This window comes from Paraplanobispora siamensis, from assembly GCF_016863175.1.
Classification (GTDB): Bacteria; Actinomycetota; Actinomycetes; order Streptosporangiales; family Streptosporangiaceae; genus Planobispora; species Planobispora siamensis.
This window is the reverse complement of record NZ_BOOJ01000071.1, coordinates 1-17,907: the sequence shown is the minus strand read 5'-3', so window position 1 is coordinate 17,907 and position 17,907 is coordinate 1. Positions and strand designations below refer to the sequence as shown.

The 17,907-nt window shown below is 69.3% G+C and carries 18 protein-coding genes; 7 read left to right on the top strand and 11 right to left on the bottom strand.

Annotation, left to right across the window (positions count from 1 at the left end; genetic code table 11):
• Positions 1-48: 48 nt before the first annotated feature.
• The 7 genes from Psi01_RS36945 to Psi01_RS36915 form a co-directional block, all read right to left on the bottom strand.
• Positions 49-678, bottom strand: a complete 630-nt coding sequence (locus tag Psi01_RS36945; RefSeq protein WP_204068818.1) for a LysE family translocator — start codon at positions 676-678, stop codon at positions 49-51.
• Positions 668-1,231: a hypothetical protein gene (locus tag Psi01_RS36940; RefSeq protein ID WP_204068817.1), complete on the bottom strand. Its 564-nt coding sequence runs from the start codon at positions 1,229-1,231 to the stop codon at positions 668-670. The genes Psi01_RS36945 and Psi01_RS36940 overlap by 11 nt, the downstream gene beginning before the upstream one ends.
• A gap of 15 nt (positions 1,232-1,246) precedes the next feature.
• Positions 1,247-1,474, bottom strand: coding sequence for a hypothetical protein (locus Psi01_RS36935; protein WP_204068816.1), 228 nt, complete (start codon positions 1,472-1,474; stop codon positions 1,247-1,249).
• 98 nt (positions 1,475-1,572) lie between these two features.
• Positions 1,573-3,123, bottom strand: coding sequence for a HEAT repeat domain-containing protein (locus Psi01_RS36930; RefSeq protein ID WP_204068815.1), 1,551 nt, complete (start codon positions 3,121-3,123; stop codon positions 1,573-1,575).
• Positions 3,124-3,135: 12 nt separating this feature from the next.
• The gene (locus Psi01_RS36925) at positions 3,136-5,673 is read right to left on the bottom strand and encodes a DUF262 domain-containing protein (RefSeq protein ID WP_204068814.1); all 2,538 of its coding nucleotides are present in this window, start codon (positions 5,671-5,673) and stop codon (positions 3,136-3,138) included.
• A 170-nt stretch (positions 5,674-5,843) separates the two neighbouring features.
• Positions 5,844-6,266 (bottom strand): hypothetical protein, encoded by a 423-nt coding sequence (locus Psi01_RS36920; protein WP_204068813.1) that lies wholly within the window; start codon positions 6,264-6,266, stop codon positions 5,844-5,846.
• 171 nt (positions 6,267-6,437) lie between these two features.
• Positions 6,438-6,914 (bottom strand): GyrI-like domain-containing protein, encoded by a 477-nt coding sequence (locus tag Psi01_RS36915; protein ID WP_204068812.1) that lies wholly within the window; start codon positions 6,912-6,914, stop codon positions 6,438-6,440.
• Positions 6,915-7,225: 311 nt separating this feature from the next.
• On the opposite strand from Psi01_RS36915, the gene Psi01_RS36910 reads away from it, so the two are divergent.
• Positions 7,226-8,680: an alpha/beta hydrolase gene (locus Psi01_RS36910; protein ID WP_239128302.1), complete on the top strand. Its 1,455-nt coding sequence runs from the start codon at positions 7,226-7,228 to the stop codon at positions 8,678-8,680.
• 188 nt (positions 8,681-8,868) lie between these two features.
• On the opposite strand, the gene Psi01_RS36905 is transcribed toward Psi01_RS36910, so the two are convergent.
• A complete protein-coding gene (locus Psi01_RS36905; protein WP_204068811.1) occupies positions 8,869-10,071 on the bottom strand; it encodes a pectate lyase in 1,203 nt (400 codons plus the stop codon).
• 773 nt (positions 10,072-10,844) lie between these two features.
• Complete coding sequence (locus tag Psi01_RS36900) at positions 10,845-11,498, bottom strand: HD domain-containing protein (RefSeq protein WP_239128301.1); 654 nt, start codon at positions 11,496-11,498, stop codon at positions 10,845-10,847.
• Between the two features lie 71 nt (positions 11,499-11,569).
• Between Psi01_RS36900 and Psi01_RS36895 the strand changes: the two genes are divergently transcribed.
• Positions 11,570-12,526 (top strand): GlxA family transcriptional regulator, encoded by a 957-nt coding sequence (locus Psi01_RS36895; protein ID WP_204068809.1) that lies wholly within the window; start codon positions 11,570-11,572, stop codon positions 12,524-12,526.
• A gap of 55 nt (positions 12,527-12,581) precedes the next feature.
• Entirely contained in the window at positions 12,582-12,965 is a 384-nt protein-coding gene (locus Psi01_RS36890; protein WP_204068808.1) for a YybH family protein, read from the top strand.
• Positions 12,966-13,024: 59 nt separating this feature from the next.
• Here the strand turns inward: Psi01_RS36890 and Psi01_RS36885 are convergent, their stop codons facing one another.
• Complete coding sequence (locus Psi01_RS36885; protein WP_204068807.1) at positions 13,025-13,642, bottom strand: TetR/AcrR family transcriptional regulator; 618 nt, start codon at positions 13,640-13,642, stop codon at positions 13,025-13,027.
• A 122-nt stretch (positions 13,643-13,764) separates the two neighbouring features.
• Here Psi01_RS36885 and Psi01_RS36880 point away from each other — a divergent pair, with 122 nt between their 5' ends.
• From Psi01_RS36880 to Psi01_RS36865, 4 genes are all read left to right on the top strand, one after another.
• Complete coding sequence (locus tag Psi01_RS36880) at positions 13,765-14,145, top strand: pyridoxamine 5'-phosphate oxidase family protein (protein WP_204068806.1); 381 nt, start codon at positions 13,765-13,767, stop codon at positions 14,143-14,145.
• Positions 14,146-14,158: 13 nt separating this feature from the next.
• Positions 14,159-15,232, top strand: coding sequence for an alkene reductase (locus Psi01_RS36875; RefSeq protein ID WP_204068805.1), 1,074 nt, complete (start codon positions 14,159-14,161; stop codon positions 15,230-15,232).
• Between the two features lie 267 nt (positions 15,233-15,499).
• The gene (locus Psi01_RS36870; protein WP_204068804.1) at positions 15,500-15,856 is read left to right on the top strand and encodes a recombinase zinc ribbon domain-containing protein; all 357 of its coding nucleotides are present in this window, start codon (positions 15,500-15,502) and stop codon (positions 15,854-15,856) included.
• A gap of 244 nt (positions 15,857-16,100) precedes the next feature.
• On the top strand, positions 16,101-16,502 hold the full coding sequence (locus tag Psi01_RS36865; protein WP_204068803.1) for an STAS domain-containing protein: 402 nt from the start codon (positions 16,101-16,103) through the stop codon (positions 16,500-16,502).
• A gap of 194 nt (positions 16,503-16,696) precedes the next feature.
• Here the strand turns inward: Psi01_RS36865 and Psi01_RS36860 are convergent, their stop codons facing one another.
• Entirely contained in the window at positions 16,697-17,584 is an 888-nt protein-coding gene (locus tag Psi01_RS36860) for an alpha/beta fold hydrolase (RefSeq protein WP_204068802.1), read from the bottom strand.
• Positions 17,585-17,907: the final 323 nt, after the last annotated feature.

The following is a 17,907-nucleotide window of genomic DNA, read 5'->3' as shown; positions in this document are numbered from 1 at the left end:
AGGCTGCATGTCAAGCCGTACGGTTCCGACCGGCCCGGGTCCCGCGTTCTAACGTTGGACCGCGAGAGTGACGCCCAGGCCGATGAACAGGGTCCCGGTCGCGGCGTCGAGCCGGCGGCGCACCGCCTGCCGGCTGCGCAGCCAGCCGCCGATCCGCCCCGCCAGCACGCCCACCGTCGCGTCGGCCGTGAACTCCAGGACGATCAGGATCGCCCCGAGGATGGCGAACTGCAGCCAGACCGGCCCCGCCCCGGGATCGATGAACTGCGGCAGGAAGGCGACCATGAACGTGAACGTCTGCGGGTTGGCCGCCGACGACACCACGCCGTTGAGGAAGGCCCGCCGGCCGGTCATCCCGCCACCGGCCGGATCGTCGGCCTGGCCTTTCCTGAGGTTGCGGAACATCTGGACGCCGAGATAGATCAGGTACGCGGCGCCGGCGAGCCGCAGCACCGTGAACACGACGGGGAAGGCCGTCAGCAGCACGGAGAGCCCGGCCGCGGCGGCGACGATGTACAGCGCATCACCTGTGATCACGCCGAGCGTGGCCAGCAGTCCGGCACGGGCGCCGCCCCGCACGCCGCATCCCAGCACGAACAACATGTCGGGGCCCGGGGTGATCAGAGCGACGATGGTGGTGGCCGTGAACACGGCGAGCAGATGCGAATCAATCGGCATTTGGATCATTTTGCCATTCACGGAGCCCGTCGGCGGTCCCGGCACCCGACGGCCTGGTCGCCCAACGCGGCTCGGCGGCTTGATCACTCTGCCGCCGAGCTCCGGTGGGAGCACCGTACGGCAACGGACCATGTCGACGACCGTGAATCCACCAGCCGGGTCCCCAGCGCAGCACCTTGCCGTACAGACTCAAGACGAGACCGCTGCCGAAGTCGTCCGCCGGGACGCGCACCGACCGTACGAGCGGAGCACCGTCGAAGACGGGCTCGCAGTTTCCCTTTCCGGGCACGCAACGCAGGGCGGGTTCGTCCCAGCAGTCGACGAAGGCACACTCCCCCGCCGCGCAGACGTGACACAACACCCGCCTGTCGACGACCGGGCTGGGCACCCCGGAGATCGCCTCGACCTCGTCACGGCGCACATCCTGTTCCTCAACCCGGTCGCGTACCGCGTCCAGCAGCGCGTTCCATCCGCTCTCGTCGAATTCGCGGCCGACCTGCAGATAGCCCGGACGGTGGAACTGCTCGGCGTGGACCGACGCCACCTCCGCCACACAGTTACGATCACGTCAGAACACCGCGGCGAACGGCCCGTGCACGCCGAACTCGCCGTAGCGGTCGGCGAGCATTCCGCTGACCGTTGCGAAGTGGTCGTCACGTCCGTCGACGAAACAGAGATCCTCCAGGAGCATCCGGCCGACGGTCTCCATCTCCCGGCCGTCCCTGGCGTACATGCCGGTCCGCGCCATCACCGAGGAGACGGTCTCCAGCCGCCGCAGCTCGGTCGCCGAACGCACCCCGTCACCCCATCCGTCACCGCGACAGCACCGGAGAACGGACCACGCGGCCACTGCCGTCAGGCGGATACCGGAGACACCCGCAGGTTCCGCGGCGATCACCTGCCTGTCTGGATCAGCCAGCGCAGCAGACGGGCGTCATCCTGGTCGACGGCCTCCCCCGCCGCGGACAGAAGGCCCTCCAGCTCACCGCGGAGCTCATCGGGGCACTTCTGATAAACCCGTACCGCATCCCGCGCACACCAGACGGCCAGATCGGCGCGGGCCCGCCGGCTCAGCACCTCATCCACGTCCCCGGCCAGCAGAAGATCCGCCCGGATCCGGGTCCAGGCATTCCGATCAGCCAGCAGCCGATGGGCGGCCTGCCGGACATGGCGGGGATGACCGGCATCGAGCAATTCCCACAACCGCTCCACCGGCGCATCCGGACCCGAGGCCCGCAGGGTGGTGACCACACTGCGCACCACCGCCGGCGCGGGATCCTCCAGCATCGCGGTGACATCGATCCGTGCGCCCAGCCGGCGAAGGGTGCGTACGGCCTCCGCCCGGACCCGCGGTCTCGGGTCACGGAGATGGGGCAGGACCAGATCGGCGTCGGCCGGGCCGCCGCAGTCGCCGAGCCCGGCCAGCAGCCCGCGCGTGCCGTGGACGGCGGGAGCCGACAGATGTCGCCGGTAGTGCTCGGCCGGGTCGCCGCCCGCCCGGCGGACCGCCCACTGCGCGGTCAGCCGCATCAGGGAGGCGTCGTCGGCCAGAAAACGCGGTCCCGCGTCGGTGTGGCCGAGCCGTACCAAAGCAGTCAGCGCCTCGACGCGGACCCGCGCCGAGGTGCCCTCCAGCAGCCGCTGCATGATCTCGGGCCGGTCGTCGGCGATCGCCTCGGCGGACAGCGCCCGCGCGCACCGGGTACGGGAGATCACGTCGGGCTCGTGCAGGGCCGCTTCGAGCAGCTGCTCCCGGTCCATCCGTCCGGCCTGCAGTGTGACCTCGAAGGCGAAGCGCCGGGTGCGCAGGTCCTCGCTTCGCCGTACGGTGCTCAGCGTCTCGTCACCGGCGCGCACCAGGGCATGGCGGACCAGCTCGGTGAGAGAATGCCCGCGCTGCCGTTCCCCGAGCCGGACCGCGACCGGGACGACCGCCTGCAGCGCCGCCGCGTCCGCGTTTGAGAGCGCCTCCTCCAGAATCTGCAGTGCCCGGTCTCGGACTGCGCCGACCCAGTCGACGGTCCGGACGACCAGGACCGGAAACAGCCGCACGTCCGTGCGCATGATGGGGTGGCCGAGCGCCCTCTCGCGTTCGTACCCGCTCCGGTCGCAGGCGGCCAGCATGACGGCCAGCGGATCGTCCGCCTTCCCTATGACACGCGACGGCGCGATACGCGGGTCGCGGTAGCCGTACCTCCAGGAGCGCAACACCGCGTCGAGCTCGATCCAGACCTTCGGATCCGCCTCGGTCAGGACATCGAGGACCTGCTCCGCGAGATCGGCGTCGGAGACGACGGCGAGCAAGGCACCGGCAAGCTCGTCGAAAACGGAGCGGCCTCCCCGTTCCCCCGCGAGGACCAGCCGGTGGACCGAGTCCACGATCGGCTCACCGGGCATTTCCCTGTGCCCGGTGAGCCGCCGGAACGGATCCTTGATGCCCGCCATGCGGACATCGTTTCACCGGACGGACTGCAGACCCGGCATCGACTGCGCGGCGAACCAGTCGAGGAGGGCGATCACGACGTCGAAGACCGCGGGGTTGGCGAGCTGGGTGGTCTTGAAGGAGGGATAGAGCTCCAGCTTGGAGACGGGGATGTCCACGCCGGGCGCGTCGTTGAGCCGCTGCCGCAGCTCCTCCCGGAGTCCGGGGTCGTCGAACGGCGGGCGCTTCCTCAGCGTCCCGAACGGGATCTCGACCGTCTTGGCGTAGAAGCGGATGACGGCCGTGGCCCTGCCGCCGACCCGGACGACCGGGGCGCACGAGGCACCCGCCGCGGCGCCGTACTGCACCTCTCCCCCGCGTGCCCGCCAGTGCTCCAGCACGCGCTGCACCGCACCGGCGGTCTGCGGGCCGCTGTGCTCGTTGAGCTGCCGCAGAAAGCGCTGCTCGCGCTCTCCCACCGATTCGGCGTCCGGTTGCTGTTCCTCTGCAAGCTCGGCCTCGGCCAGGTCGGCCGCGCCCGGCAGCCCCAGCAGCTCGGCGAGCTCGCGAGCGCTGATCTTCTGGTCCGCGGCCGCGCGACCGGCCTCGTCCAGCGTGATTCCCTCCGCGCGCAGGACGTCGTGGACGTCCCGCTCGTCATCGGGATCCGGCCACCGGAAGCCCTCCGAGACCTGACCGGACTTGGTCAGCACCCGGTGGGCGTTGGGCACCGGGGTGGTGGCCAGATGTACTCCTACGGGGACCGCGTGCGAGCCGATCAGCTCGGCGAGCTCGGAGTAGGAGGTCCAGGTGGCGGGCGGCAGTGCGGCCAGCGCGTTGTGCAGCAGGGTCCAGTCGCGGGAGGCGGCGCTGCCGCGGCCGGTCTCCTCGGGCCCCGGCCAGATGGCGATCGCGCGCTCGGCCAGGCGCTCCGCCCGGGCCAGGATCTCGGCCTTGCCCCACTGCCCGGCGGCGGCGATCTCCTGGTTCATCATCAGGCCGCTCTGCGACAGCTGCCTGCACTTCCTGGCGAAGGAGACGTTGCCCAGCTCCGAGTTGTAGCCGCTGAGCGTGAGGTTGCCGAGCGTGTGCACGAGCTGCCGGTGCAGTAGATCGGGGTCGTCCCCGTCGCGGGACAGCTCCCCCAGCCAGTCCGCGGTCGGCGTCTGCGGCAGGACGTGCTCGATGGTGATCTTCTTGTCGGACAGGTCCACCCGTTCCTTGCTGCCCAGCGCCTCCTCCAGCCGGCGCAGCACCAGCTTCTGCTGTGCCGTACGGCCCTGCCAGTAGAACGCGCGGCTGCGGATCTCCTCGCGCAGCTGCTCATCGGAGGGCCAGTACAGCCGGGCCGGGGACAGGGCGGTCCGCACGGCCTGCGGCACCGACGACCCTTCGGGGGACAGCTGGACGGTGATCCGCTGGAAGATGCGGTTCAGGTTGCCGGTGGTCACCCCGGCGATCAGGCGGCGGACCAGGAAGCTCTCGACGTACAGCAGCGCCTCGGCGACCTCCTCCTCGGTGACGAGATCCTCCTCCAGGAACTCCAGCAACCGCATCACCAGCGGGTAGGCCGTACTGGCCTGCCACTCGTTGAGGAAGCCCAACCTCCTGCCGATCGGCGTGCCCTCGTCGGGGTTCAGGATCCGCTCCAGATGCCGGGCGCGACGTGCCAGCTCCCTGACGTAGGCCTCGACCTGCCCCTCATCGCCCGCCATCGCGGTGAGCAGCCGCTGGTGACCCCGGTAGACCGCGTTGTACTGCGCCTCCTCCCCGTGGCGCAGCGCCAGCGCCAGATACATCAGCTGGTCCATCGCTTTAGGCGCCAGGAGTTCCTGGATCGGCTCCCAGTAGGTGTCGTACACGTGCTGGCCGCGGGTGGGCAGGCACATGAACACGTAGTTGCGGATCAGGTCGACCTGACTCAGCCGCATCCCGGTGTTGTTGATCGACTCGAAGATGCGGAACGCGTTGTCGTCCTTCTCCACCAGGATCTGCACCAGATTGAGCCGGTCCAGCAGCACCGTCTCCACCCGGTCGATGTCGTGCGGATCGGCCGGGTCGTCGAACTTCCTGAGCATGCTTTTGAAGAACTGGTAGGCGTTGCCGATCAGGCTGTCCGCCCGGCCCTCCGGGACCCCGTCCACGCACGCCTTGAACGCGGTCCTGTCCCGCTGGGTCGGCAGCAGCCGGTAACGCATCTCACCGCGCTGGAACCTGTTGACCAGATGGAGCTCGTTGATCCGCTCCACCGCATACGGGTCCTCCGCCGCCAGATGATCCCTGACCGCGCACAGCGCCAGCATCAGCGTGGTCAGCCGCTGCTGGCCGTCCACCACGATCCACTGCGAGCGGCTCGGCGCCAGGTCCGGTCCCGGCGCCAGCACGACCGATCCCAGGAAATGGCTCGGCGCGTCCTGCCTTCCCTCGGCCAGCACGTCGACCTGGGCCAGAATGTCCGCCCACAGCTGCGCGAGCTGCTCACGCTCCCAGGTGTACTGGCGTTGGTACAGCGGGACCAGCAACTGCTGCTCACCCTGTATCAGGCGGCGGAGCGTGGTCTCGTTCGCCTTCATGCCGCACCTCCTCCTGATCGGTCACATGGAACACAAGACTGGATGCTCCAAGGATCATCAAAGAGTAAAACATCGGACACGTTCAGTCATCAAGACTGGAAGTAGGAGATGTCCCCATCGGTCTCGCCCACCACTACGTCTCGCGGCACCTGTGCACAGCCGTCTCGAAGTCAGGACGGATCGTCGAGGGAGTAGATGCGGTCGCGGAGCAGCTCGGCGGCCTCCTGCAGGTCGGTGCCGAGGTCGAACCACACCCGGTCGCGTCTGCCGTCGGGCCGGTCCAGCCCGGCGGCGACCCAGGAGAACACGCCCTGCAGCACCGAACGCTCCCCCTCGGGCGGGCAGACCGACAGCGCGAACGGCAGCGCCAGCGCGGCCCGCACGACCAGGACCTTGTCCGGGTCCTCGGGGTCGCGCCGCCCTCCGGTGAGGAACTCGGGCGGGTCGAGGACCTTGACCCATTCCAGGGTCGAGCCGGGTACCTGCTCGTCGGGGATCTGCGCGATCGATGCGCGGACCTCTTCGGCGGGATCGTCGCCGAGCCAGCCCAGCCAGTGGTCCGGATCGGTCAGCGGGGTGAAGTCGTCGCGCACCGGCCCGTGCCGGGGGTTGGGCTCGCACTCCCCGGTGGGAAGGCCGCCGTCACGGTGTGGCGGCGAAGGCCAGAGCCTCCATCGCCTCGTTCAGGCTCGGATAGGAGGCTGCGACGTACACGCCGCCGAAGAGGGCCGACGGGCCAGACCTCGCACCGCCCGATCATCCCTTCAACGATCAAGCAGGATGGCCAGCTGAGTCCGCCAGCGGGTCTTCATCGGTTCGGTCCGCGGGTCCGTGCGGTACAGCTCGTAGCGGCAGCCGAATCGGTCACCGGCCGGGTCCGGCACGCAGTCCATCGTCAGGTCGTTGCCACGGATCCATTCCAGGAGCGTCCGGTTGGCCCGCCGCCCGTGGCCGACATAGGTCATCGTGGCGTAATCCCCGGCCGGCAGGACTCCGGGCAGGACGCGTCCATCCGGTTTCACCGCGGCGCCGGTGACGACCCCGACCTCGATGTGCATCTCTCCGGCCATATCGATGACGTGCAGCCTGAAGAACGTGTCCCCCTGATCGAACCGGGCACGAAGATCCTTCATGAGCTGATCCCGCACCCCGAACATGCCCTTGAACGGAGTGACCGCCCGGATGCCCGCGTAGTGCCGTTCGGGCAGAGCGGCGACCGCCGGGGCCTCGATGATCTCCATTGCCGCATTGTGCCCCACGTGGTGGAGCCGAGGGCGTGAACGGCCCAGCGTGATGGCAGGCGTCAGCGGAGCCTCCATCGATGCCGGACGGGTTCACGTCAGTTCGCGAACCGCCCTTCCACGGACAGAACCAGCGGTCGCAAAGCGGCCGCGCACCTGGCGCGCTCGATTGCGACTCCGGTCGCACGGGCCGGATGCCCGGTTGCGACTCCGGTCGCACCGGGGACACGCCTCGGCCTGCGACTCCGGTCGCATGCAATGGCGCCCCGAGGTCGATGTGGCATCGCGTGCCCCACCTTGAGAATGGCCGGATGACTGAGATCATCTCGGGGCTGTACCTGTCCCCTCTGGAACTCCTTGCCGTGCTCGGCGCCGTCGCGCTGGTGGTGGCGCGCTGGCTTCCCCCCGCCGCCCGCCCACGCGCCACGATCGCAGCGGGGGTGCTTCTCGTGCTGTCCGCGATCGCGCTGAGTGTGCTGGGGATCCGCTGGCAGATGCTGCCGGTGCTGGCAGGCGCCGCCGTCGCGCTACCGTTCGCCCTCTCTCCCCTGCTGCGACGCCGTACCGGCCGCCCGGCGTGGCGGGCCCGGTGGTGGCTGGCGTTGCCGGGGTCGGTGGCCTGCGCCGGCCTGATCGCCACCGGTCCGGTGGCCGCCTGGGCCTTTCCCGTACCCGTGTTCCCCGAGCCGTCGGGCCGTTTCGCGGTCGGCACCCACGTGGCGCAGTGGACCGACCCACGCCGCCCCGAGAGCTTCACCGCCGATCCGCACGACCGGCGCACGGTCGTGGTCCAACTCTGGTATCCGGCGCAGAAAAGCCCCGCAGGCGCGCGGCGGGCCCAGTACCTCGCACGTACCGAGCACGAGGCGCGCACCGTTTCCGATGCCCTCGCCCGCCAGGTCGGCCTGCCCGGCTTCCTGGTCGACGGCATCCCGCGTGCCCGCACCCATGCGGTCGTCGACGCCCCGGTGGCCGGTGAAGGCGAACGCTTCCCGGTCGTGCTGTTCTCTCCCGGGTCGAGTGGAGTGCGCACCCAGAACACCGCCTGGGCGGAGGAACTGGCCAGCCACGGCTATGTGGTCGCCGCCCTCGACCATCCCTACGACTCCGCCGCCGTCGTGCTGGCCGACGGCCGAACGATTCGCGCCACGATCGCCTCCACCGGAGACCGGGATGAGGACGCCAAGCTGGCGGTTGAGTGGACGGCTGTCCGGGCCGCCGACCTCGGCTTCGTCCTCACCCGGCTGGACCGTCTGGACCGAGGTGAGGTCACCGGTCCGCTGACCGGACGCCTGGACACCGGTCGGGTCGCGGTCACCGGCCACTCCATGGGCGGTGCCGCCGCTTTGCAGGCCGCCCGGCAGGAGCGCCGCTTCGACGCCGTCATCAATCTGGACGGCTATCCCCACGGCCCCGCCTCCCCCTCCCTCCACCAGCCGACGCTCGCGCTCACCCAGGCCATCACCCCCGAAACCGACCCGGACTACCTCCCCCGCCTCACCGAGGTCCTCAAGCTCAGCACCGAGACGAGCTACCGGCTCACCATCCCCGGCGCCGCGCACCTCACCTTCATGGACGGACCCCTGTACCTGCCGCCGGTGCCCTCGATAGTCGGCTCCCTGGGCCGCGCCGAGAGCCCGCACGTGGTCGCCGCGACCACTCTCGCCTTCCTGGACACCACCCTGCGGCACGGACCCGGTGACCTGGCCGGCGTTCTGTCGGCCTACGGCGACCTCAGCGTCTACCGCCCGGACGACAGCCGCTGATCAGTTGTGTCACGGCAGCCGACGGCACGGCCCTTCCCCGGGCCTGCCGCGCCCCCGGCACGCCGGCCGATCAGCCGCCCGTCCCCGGTTCCCCCGTCGGCGCCCTGGCCGCCAACCGGTGGACCGATACCAGAGAAGGGGCGCCCACCTCGCGGTGGGCGCCCCTTCTTCGAGGACGTGCCTACGGCTTACTTGAAGGTGACGTCGCTCCTGGTGACCTTGCAGTTGGAGTCGTTCCAGCCTTCACCGATGTAGCTGGGCTCGCTGCCCTTGCTGACGCCCTTGTACTTGCCGCAGACGGTGGCGCTGCCGTCGACGACGAGGCGGGTGATGGTGGCGGTGTCGCCCCAGTTGCTGTTGATGCCTGCGACCATGTCGACGTCGGAGACCAGCACGTTGTCGATCTTCACGTGGCGCTGGTACGAGCTGGAGCAGTTGCCGCACGCCCGGTACAGCTTGCCGGAGCCGTTGAGGTAGAAGCCGGAGATGCTGACCGTGCCGTTGCCGTTGTGCTGGAACGTCTTGTCGGAGCCGGACCTGGCGCCGCCGCCGATGACGTAGGAGGTGCCGCCGCCGGTGCCCTTGAAGGTGGCGGCGTCCTCGCCGATGTCGTTCCACCACACGTTCTTCAGCGTGCAGGTGCCCTCGCAGTGGACGCCGTCACCGGCGGGGGAGCCGATGATGACGTTCTGCAGGGTGCCACCGTTGGCGATCTTGAACATCGGGTCCTGCGACTCGCTCTGGCCGCCGTCACCGATGCAGCAGTAGGTCTTCATCCCGCCGTCGAAGGTGCCGGACACGGACACGGTGCCGGAGATCTTCACCGAACCCGCCGATGACGGCCACTGACCGGTCGGAGCGCCGGTACCGGGATTACCGGTGGGGGTGACGGTCGGGCTGGAGGTGGGGGTGGCGGTGGGGCTGGCGGTCGGGTTCGGGCTGCTGCCCGCGTACGTCTCGAACTCGGCGATCCGCGGTGCGCTGGACGCACTGGTGATGTTGAAGGTGAGCTTCTTCAACGAGGTCGAGGAGAAGGAGATGGTGCTCGGGTTGCCGCTGCCGCTGGCCAGGACGGAGCCGTTGTCGCCGTTGAGCAGACGCCACGAGCCGATGGAGCCGCCACCGGAGGCCTGCTTGATGACGGCGCTGCTCACCGTCGTGGCGCTGCCCCACTTGACCGAGACGGAGCCGGTCGAGCTGCTGGGCGACCAGTAGGTGCTCGTGTTGCCGTCCTTGACGTTGCCGTAGCTGGTGCCGTCGGCCTTGCTGGAGCCGTCGGCGCCGCCGCTCAGGCTCAGGTTGGTGGCGATTGTGGCAGCCGACACGGGCAGCGTCATGGTGACCACCAGACCGCCGACCACGGTCGCGGCTGCCGCGATGGCAACCGTCAAGCGGGTCCGACGCCGACGCCGTTTCACGTCGGTTATGGATGTTTCCACTGTTCCTCCATGCTGCCGCCGGGTCTGTCGATGGCGGGGGTTGATGTGGGGGTGGCTGTTATGGGGAGGGATTCGGAAAACGCTTTCCTGCGGGAAAGTAGTACCTCCTGTCTGCCCGAGTCAATAGGACGAAGCAGTCGAGTAAGACCGTTCAGGCATGCCGCTTGAGCCTCTGAGGCCCGTGCCGTGAATCTCCTTCTTCGGAGTTCGACCTGGTCACCGAGGTGGCGGACGGCGCACCGGGGAGGACTCACCGATCGGCAGCAGGGCTGATCAGATCGCTGCCACCGCAGGACGGCGGCTGAGCCAGGATGCGCTCGGTCACGGTCTCGGCGTCCTGCGGGGTGGCGATGTCGTGCAGCACCAGCGCGAACTCATCGCCGCCGAGCCGGCGAACCTCGGCCGGCTGCTCCCGGCGGACACCGCGGCACTGCTCGAAGGCCGCAGCGGCCGCCGGGCCGGGGCGCTGACACCTCGACGAGGCCTGCTCCCGGCAGCTCCATCGCCGGGTGAGGGGGCATGCCGGCGAAGCTCGCAAGCGGGTCGACGCAGACCGTGAACAGCATCGCCGTATCGTCCAGGGATTTCCGGCCGCGACCTTGCGCGGTGACGTGGCCGGGCTGGAACGGCTGCTCGCCGCGGATGCGGTCACCTGGGCGGATGGCGGTGGATTGACCGCGGCACCGAGGTACCACCGGTCCCCGCGCCCAGGATCTGCCGGTCTGTCAGGCGATGCCGGACCAGGCCGCGGTGACCACCTCACGCCACGGCAGAACGGCGGTGCCGGGAACGTCCTGCCGCAGCAGTTCCGCCGGAAAGGAGAACGGCGGGGCCTTGGCCGGGTTGCGCGCCGCCTGGCCGATGATGAGCTCGGTCAACTCGACGCCACCGCCCAGCCTCGGGTAGGCGGCGTGCACCCGGTCGGCATAGCCCTCGGGAAGCTCCTCGGCACCGAACGCCGCCACGTCCGCCCCCGCACCGGCATGGGTGAGCGCGATCTCGGGCCGCATCCTGTCGGCGATACCGAGACTGGTGTGCAGGGCGATCGCCTCCCAGACCAGGCGGGTCCGGTCCGCGGCCAGCCCTTGTCCGGCGAGGAACTCCGCGGCCAGATCCGCGCCGTCCACCTCGAACCGTCCACCTCGTTCGCCCCGCTCGGTCAGTCCGACATCGTGCAACATGCACGCCAAAAACAAGACCTCGTCGTCGTAGTCGTGCTCGGCGCGAAGGCCATGCCGCTGCCCGATGGCCCGGCCGAACAGGTAACTGCGCACGCTGTGGGTGAAGACGGCCTGCGCGGTGATGTCCTGGACGAACCCGTACGCCGTGCGGGTCAGGGAGGTGTCGGGAATCGCGAAGCCGGTGAAGTGATCTGTCATGGGTTCGATCGTGGTCACTGAAGGATCATGCGGAAAGTGGCTGCAATGCCGTACTGCGCTAGATTCTGGCCATGCATGTGGTCGCTGTGCTGGCGATGAACGGGGTGGTCGCCTTCGACATGACGGTGCCCGCCCAGGTCTTCGGCAGCTCCACTGGTGATCGGCATCAGCCGCTGTATGAGACGCGGGTGTGCACCGTCGGCGGTGCCGTACGGACCTTGGAGCCTTTCGGCGCGATGCGGCTGGAGACCGCCTGGGGTCTGGATGACCTCGCAGCGGCCGACACCCTCGTGCTCCCCGGTCATTGGAACTTCTTGGAAGAGCCACCCGGGGACGTCCTGGAGGCGGTGCGGGCGGCGGCCGGGCGCGGCGCACGGATCGCCTCGATCTGTGCGGGGGCGTTCCTGCTGGCTGCCACCGGGCTGCTCGACGGACGGCGGGCGACCACGCATTGGACCTACGCCGCCGAGTTGGCCCGGCGCTACCCCGCCGTCGAGGTCGACGCCTCGGTGCTGTTCACCGACAACGGCGATCTGCTCACCTCGGCCGGGGTGGCGGCCGGCATCGACCTGTGCCTGCATCTGGTCCGGCGTGATCACGGCTCGGCGGTGGCCGCCGAGACCGCCCGCCGGATAGTGATGTCGCCCCAGCGCGACGGAGGCCAGGCGCAGTTCATCCGACACGCCGATCCCCGCGACCCGGGGACCGCGCTCCAGCCCGTGCTGACCTGGATGGAGTCCAACCTGCATCGGCCGCTCAGCCTCGGCGACATCGCCCGTCACGCTTGCCTCAGCGTACGGACCCTGACTCGCCGGTTTCGCGCTCAGATCGGGACCACTCCCCTGCAGTGGCTGTTGCACGCCCGCATCCGCCGCGCCCAGCACCTGCTGGAAAGCACCGATCTGCCGATAGGCCGGATCGCCGAAGCGGTGGGCATGGGCTCCACTGCGACACTGCGGGCCCACTTCGCCCGTACCGTCGGCACATCCCCGCAGACCTACCGCGCCACCTTCCGGGCCCGCCCTTGATCCGCCGTGCCGGGCTTGACCTTGACGCCGACGATAACCCTTAGGCTACGCGCCCATGAGCGAAGACACCCTGCTGCGGCACGACCAGTACTTCTTCCAAGCCCTGATGGACGCCGACGTCGCCCGGCTGGACGCGCTCCTCGCCGAGGACTTCGTCCTGGTGGGCGTCGAGGACGGAGCGGTCGCCGACAAGACCGCCCTGCTCACCCTGATCACCAGCGGCGCCCTGCGCTTCCCGGCGATCGACTCCTTCCCCGAAGAGGCCGTCGTCCGCCGGATCGGTGACGTCGGCCTGGTCGTCGGCCGAACGGGCATGACCTTCCAGAACCCGGACGGGACGACGTTCAGCGCGGGCAGCCGCTACACCCACGTCTTCGCCGCCGACGCCTCCGGCGCCTGGCGCCTGATCTCCGCCCAGGGCACGGCCATCAAGCCCTGACGATCATCGGACCCGATGCTCACCAGGAGAGACAGGCCGGATGAGTGACGATGGAGGGCTCAGGGAACTGCGGGGTTACTCCTTGAGCTCTGCCGGTCTGCGGCGATCGCGACCAGCAGGGCCGCCGCTCGCTCGATCAGTGCGTCAGACTCGGCCTTCGTGTGGACGGCCGCATGCAGTTGCAGGGCAGCGCCGTCGAGGAGCGACGTCATGAGCTGTGCCCTGGTCCGGACGTCCGGGAGCGCCGCATCGGGGTCGATCCGACGGACGAGTGAACCGATCGCGGCGTAGAACGACTCGTAGACCTCGCGGTTCAGCGCCCGGAAACGATCACTGTGATAGGCCAGCGAGGCGAGGGAGAGATACACCCCGCCGGCGCCGGACGACCAGTTCTCCACCAGCTGCCGGGCGAGTTCGGAGACGTCACGCACCGCGCTCTCGGCGCGGAGCGAGCCCTCGACCACCGTGAGATCATTCGCGATCTCGGCCCGGATCACGGCCTCGAGCAGGTCGTCGCGTGTGGCGAAGTAGTACTGCAGATTGCCCAGCCGCATCCCGGCTGACGCGGCCACGGTACGCATCGAGAACGCATCCAGGCCTTCGCCGAGAAGCAAGTCGCGGGCCATCTCGATGATCTCGGCGCATCTGCTCTCGTGCCGTGGTCGTGTCCCTGCCATCCCCTGACCTTACCGCCCGCTTGCCAAGGATTAGGTCACTGACCTAAGTTAGGTCAGTGACCTATTCCGATGGGGATCCGAACGGATTCCTCGATGAGCCCCATGTCGGCGTACTGCATGCCGTGGCCCGAACGGGGACGCTGGCCGTCCCGGTCTGGTACCGGCGGGCGGCAGACGACATCTCGGTCATCACCTCACTCGGCTCCCGGAAAGGCCGGGCGATCAGCGAGTCCGGCCGGTTCGGGCTCGTGGTGTCGACCGGTTACCGCTATGTCAGCCTCGAAGGCCCCGTCGTCGAGACGCGGGAGTGCGACTTCGCCCGTGACCTCGTCCCGATGGCGGCCCGCTATCTGGGCGGTGACGGCGGACGCTACGCCGCCCTCTGGCGGGATGCGGTCGGTGACGACCTGCGGGTCTTCGTGATGCGTCCCGAACACCGCTACAGCGCCGATGTCACCGGCGAGTTCGCCGCGCTCGGCATCCGCCCCCTTCCCCTCCCCTAGCCAGGAACCCACCATGAACCCCTTGTTCCAGCCCGTCACGATCGGGAAACTGCAACTGCCGAACCGGCTCGTCATGGCGCCGATGACCCGTAACCGGGCCACTCCCGACGGGCGTGTCACCGCGCTGCACGCCGAGTACTACGCGCAGCGGGCCTCCGCCGGGCTCATCGTCACCGAGAGCACCCAGCCGAACGTTCTCGGCCAGGGCTACTTCGCGACCCCGGGGATCCACGACCCCGTGCAGGTCGAGGCGTGGAAGCAGGTGACGCGGGCGGTCCACGACGCCGGAGGCCGGATCTTCCTGCAGCTCACGCACTGCGGCCGGATCGGCCACCCCGTCCTGTACCCGGGCGGCGAACTGCCGCTCGCGCCGTCGGCGGTCGCCTCGGGTGAACAGCTGCCCGGCCCGGACGGGATGCTCGACCACCCGACCCCGCGGCCGATGACCTCCACCGACATCGCCACCACGATCGACGACTTCGCCCGCGCCGCGCGCAACGCCGTCGAGGCCGACTTCGACGGCGTCGAGATCCACGCCGCCAACGGCTTCCTGCTCCACCAGTTCCTCGCCGACAACACCAACCTGCGCACTGACGGCTACGGCGGCTCGGTGACCCACCGGATCCGGTTCGCCGTCGAGGTCGTCGAAGCCGTCGCCGACGCGATCGGCGCCGAACGCACCGCGCTGAAGCTCTCCCCCGGCAACCCCTACAACGGCATCGTCGAAGCCGACCCCGTCCCGCTCTACCGCGAACTCCTGAACACGCTCGCAGAGACCCAGCTCGCCTACCTCCACCTTTTCGAAGGCGGAAGCCGATCCCTCAGCCGCACCCTGCGCGAGGCCTGGCCGCACCCCCTCATCCTCAACCCCCACCCCACCCCCGACGCCTTCCCCGCGGCCCCGCGAACCGCCGCCGACGCCCTCACCGAGGGCCTCGCCGACGCCGTCAGCCTCGCCACCCTCTGGCTCGCCAACCCCGACCTCCCCGCCCGCATCCACGCGGGCGGCCCCTACAACACCCCCGACCCCGCCACCTTCTACGGGGGCGACCACCGCGGCTACACCGACTACTCCACACTCACCTGACAACAGGCCGGCCGGGTCGTCCTCCAGCTCCGAGCAGACCTGGAACGCCAGGATCCGCCGGGTGATGCGGGCGGCCGCTCCCACGGAGCCGCGTCCGCCGTGCAGCTCCGGATCGAGCCGGCCCTCTTCAGGGCGGCGTTTCGATCAGCTGACGGGTCGGCGCGAGGAACCGCGCGCCCGGGCGGGGCGAGAGGGGGCAGCAGCAGGGCCGCCGCGACATCACGTCCCGCTCGGGTCCACAGCGTTCCGCCGGAGCCCGTCCTTCTCTTGGATGACTTCGTCGTGTGCGGCATGTGCGGCACGAGTCTGAAGCGGCAGCGGTACGTATACGTGTGCGACGGCTGCGGTACAGTCCGCGTCGCAGCTGCGCCGTTGGAGGAGCAGATCGTTCCCCAGGCACTGACGCTGATGGGCCAGACTCAGGGGTGGACGCGCCTGGTGGTGGCCGGAGCCGCCGAGGGGGAGCAGCCGCCGGCGGAGCAGCGCGCCATGTGGTGGAATTCGGTGGACCGGGACGGACAGCGGGTGTTGCTGGGCATTCTCGTCGACTACATCCAGGTCGACCTGGTGTGCGCCGACGGGCAAGAGCACTTCACATGGATCACGCACCCGCAGACGGGGTGAGGACTGGTGGGGTGGCGTACGTCTTCGATGACAGAGCCGTGCGGGCCTCAGATTGTTCGGTGGACATTTCCCGATCGTCACACACCCGCTGGAAAAGCAGGACTGTCCGACCTTCCCTGCAAGCCCGGTCTCCCGGTGCTGTGAACCTTCCGCTCCACTCCTGGCTTTCCATCGATAGTGCTCTAGCATTGGAGAGTCAGGAGCAGCGCGTCTCGCCCTGATTTCACAATCATGAGGGGGCCCAGTGAGTGTCCCGCTCACGGTAGCCGAGACCCCGTTCCCCGACGATCTCCACCACACGGTCATCACCGTGGCCGGAGATCTCGAAAAGCCCTCGGTGCACTTGCTCAGGAAAGTCGCCGACCAAGCGATCACGAACGGGCGAACGAAAATCATCCTCAACGTCCATGGGGTGACATTCTGCGACTCCACCGGTCTGCGGGAGCTGCTTACGCTGCTGCGTCAGACCTACGAGAACAGTGGATGGCTGCGCCTGGCCGGAGTGACCGGCGTACTCGAGCGCCTGATGACGCTCACCCGCCTGTACGACGCCTTTCCCGTCGACCCTGACCTCAATGCGTCCTTACGGTACGTCTACGGCAGGGACCTCATCCCCGAAACGCCGCCGGGTGGTGGGCCACGGTGATTCCGGACAGTCGCTTGCAGTTCGCCGAGGTCAGTTCTCAAGGAGCTGCGACGGAGCACGGGCGGCTCCCGATTGGAGCCGGCCGGTTAGCCCCCATCGCCGGGCAGCTTCGCCGACCACCGATCTGAGACGACGATCGCGCCGGTCGGCCGTCTCGACGATCGCGCCGCCGGGTGTCTGGCGTGCGCGTTCGGCTAACGAAGCGGATCCGCCAGCCAGTCGTAGATCGCCGCGAGGTCCCGATCGCTCAGGACATGGCCGCCGCGAAGCTCCCGCCGTCGTGCACCGGAGATGGTGGCCAGCAGGTACTCATGGTGGTCCCGGGAGACGAGCACATCGGCGGTTCCGTACCACACGCTGGTCGGCGTGGTGAGCGTCGACACCTCGAAGCCCCACGGCCGGGTCAAGGCGATGCAGTCATCGACCCAGCCGTCAACGCCGTCACGGTAGGTCAGCCGCATGCGCTGGAGGTAGCCGTCCTCGTGGTGTCGTCGTGCGAGTGCACGGCGGTCGGCCTCGGGTAACTGGTAAGCATCGGCGACTTGGAGGCCGCCGGCCTCGACGCCGGCCAGCGCCTCTGCAGCCAGCCGTTCGACGAGCACGCGATAGTCCTGCTCGCCCCGGGCCGCAGCACGGAACTCTGCCACGTTGCCGGCGGACATCCCGGCGTACCAGTCCAGGCCGGGCGCATCATAGGGAGCCAGACCCACCACGCTGGCGCAGGCGCTCACCTGATCCGGCAGCAGGGCGGCGATCGCCAGCGCGTGCGGCGCTCCGCCCGACCCGCCCCAGACGGCGAACCGCTCCCAGCCCACGTTCTGCGCCACGATGCGCACGTCGTCGACCACGTCAACGATCCGCCGTCCCGGCCGCCTGCTGGTCCTGCCGTAGCCGGGACGGTCGATGACCAGCAGGTCGAACCCGGCTGATCGGGCGGTCTCGGTCAGCTGAGGCGACAGCCACCGTGTGCCCGGCGTGCCGTATTGGAACAGCGCCCGGCGAGGCGCCCCGCAGGAGTACAGGCAGTACTCGACGCGCCGCTCACCCGCCGCCACGCATCCATCCACGACGGTCACCGCCATGCTGTCAGTGTCCCAGCCTCCGCGCCTCAGCTGTAGATCCTCCAACGGACGGCGCTCGAAGCGGTGAAGCAGCCGGGTTCGGGGTCGCGGCGGATCGCCGCCTACGACTCGACCGTGCTCTCCGATCGCACCAGCGCCCGCTCATCGTGCGGGAGCGTGTTCATCACCTCACCGCACGCCCAAGAGCGCTGCTACTTCTCAGCGACATCGATTCTCAGTCAAAACGATCGCTGTCACTACCGCTCGACAATCGTCGGGCGACCGGCTCGTGGTGATGTTGCCGTCGGTGACGACCGGCTCGTCGTCCAGCGCTTGCCGCGGTC

What these genes read in the sequence shown, in the direction of transcription:
- Psi01_RS36945 (WP_204068818.1), bottom strand. Translation starts at nt 678, where the DNA reads ATGCCGATTGATTCGCATCTGCTCGCCGTGTTCACGGCCACCACCATC.
- Psi01_RS36930 (WP_204068815.1), bottom strand. Translation starts at nt 3,123, where the DNA reads ATGGCGGGCATCAAGGATCCGTTCCGGCGGCTCACCGGGCACAGGGAA.
- Psi01_RS36925 (WP_204068814.1), bottom strand. Translation starts at nt 5,673, where the DNA reads ATGAAGGCGAACGAGACCACGCTCCGCCGCCTGATACAGGGTGAGCAG.
- Psi01_RS36915 (WP_204068812.1), bottom strand. Translation starts at nt 6,914, where the DNA reads ATGGAGATCATCGAGGCCCCGGCGGTCGCCGCTCTGCCCGAACGGCAC.
- Psi01_RS36910 (WP_239128302.1), top strand. Translation starts at nt 7,226, where the DNA reads ATGACTGAGATCATCTCGGGGCTGTACCTGTCCCCTCTGGAACTCCTT.
- Psi01_RS36900 (WP_239128301.1), bottom strand. Translation starts at nt 11,498, where the DNA reads ATGACAGATCACTTCACCGGCTTCGCGATTCCCGACACCTCCCTGACC.
- Psi01_RS36895 (WP_204068809.1), top strand. Translation starts at nt 11,570, where the DNA reads ATGCATGTGGTCGCTGTGCTGGCGATGAACGGGGTGGTCGCCTTCGAC.
- Psi01_RS36890 (WP_204068808.1), top strand. Translation starts at nt 12,582, where the DNA reads ATGAGCGAAGACACCCTGCTGCGGCACGACCAGTACTTCTTCCAAGCC.
- Psi01_RS36885 (WP_204068807.1), bottom strand. Translation starts at nt 13,642, where the DNA reads ATGGCAGGGACACGACCACGGCACGAGAGCAGATGCGCCGAGATCATC.
- Psi01_RS36875 (WP_204068805.1), top strand. Translation starts at nt 14,159, where the DNA reads ATGAACCCCTTGTTCCAGCCCGTCACGATCGGGAAACTGCAACTGCCG.
- Psi01_RS36860 (WP_204068802.1), bottom strand. Translation starts at nt 17,584, where the DNA reads ATGGCGGTGACCGTCGTGGATGGATGCGTGGCGGCGGGTGAGCGGCGC.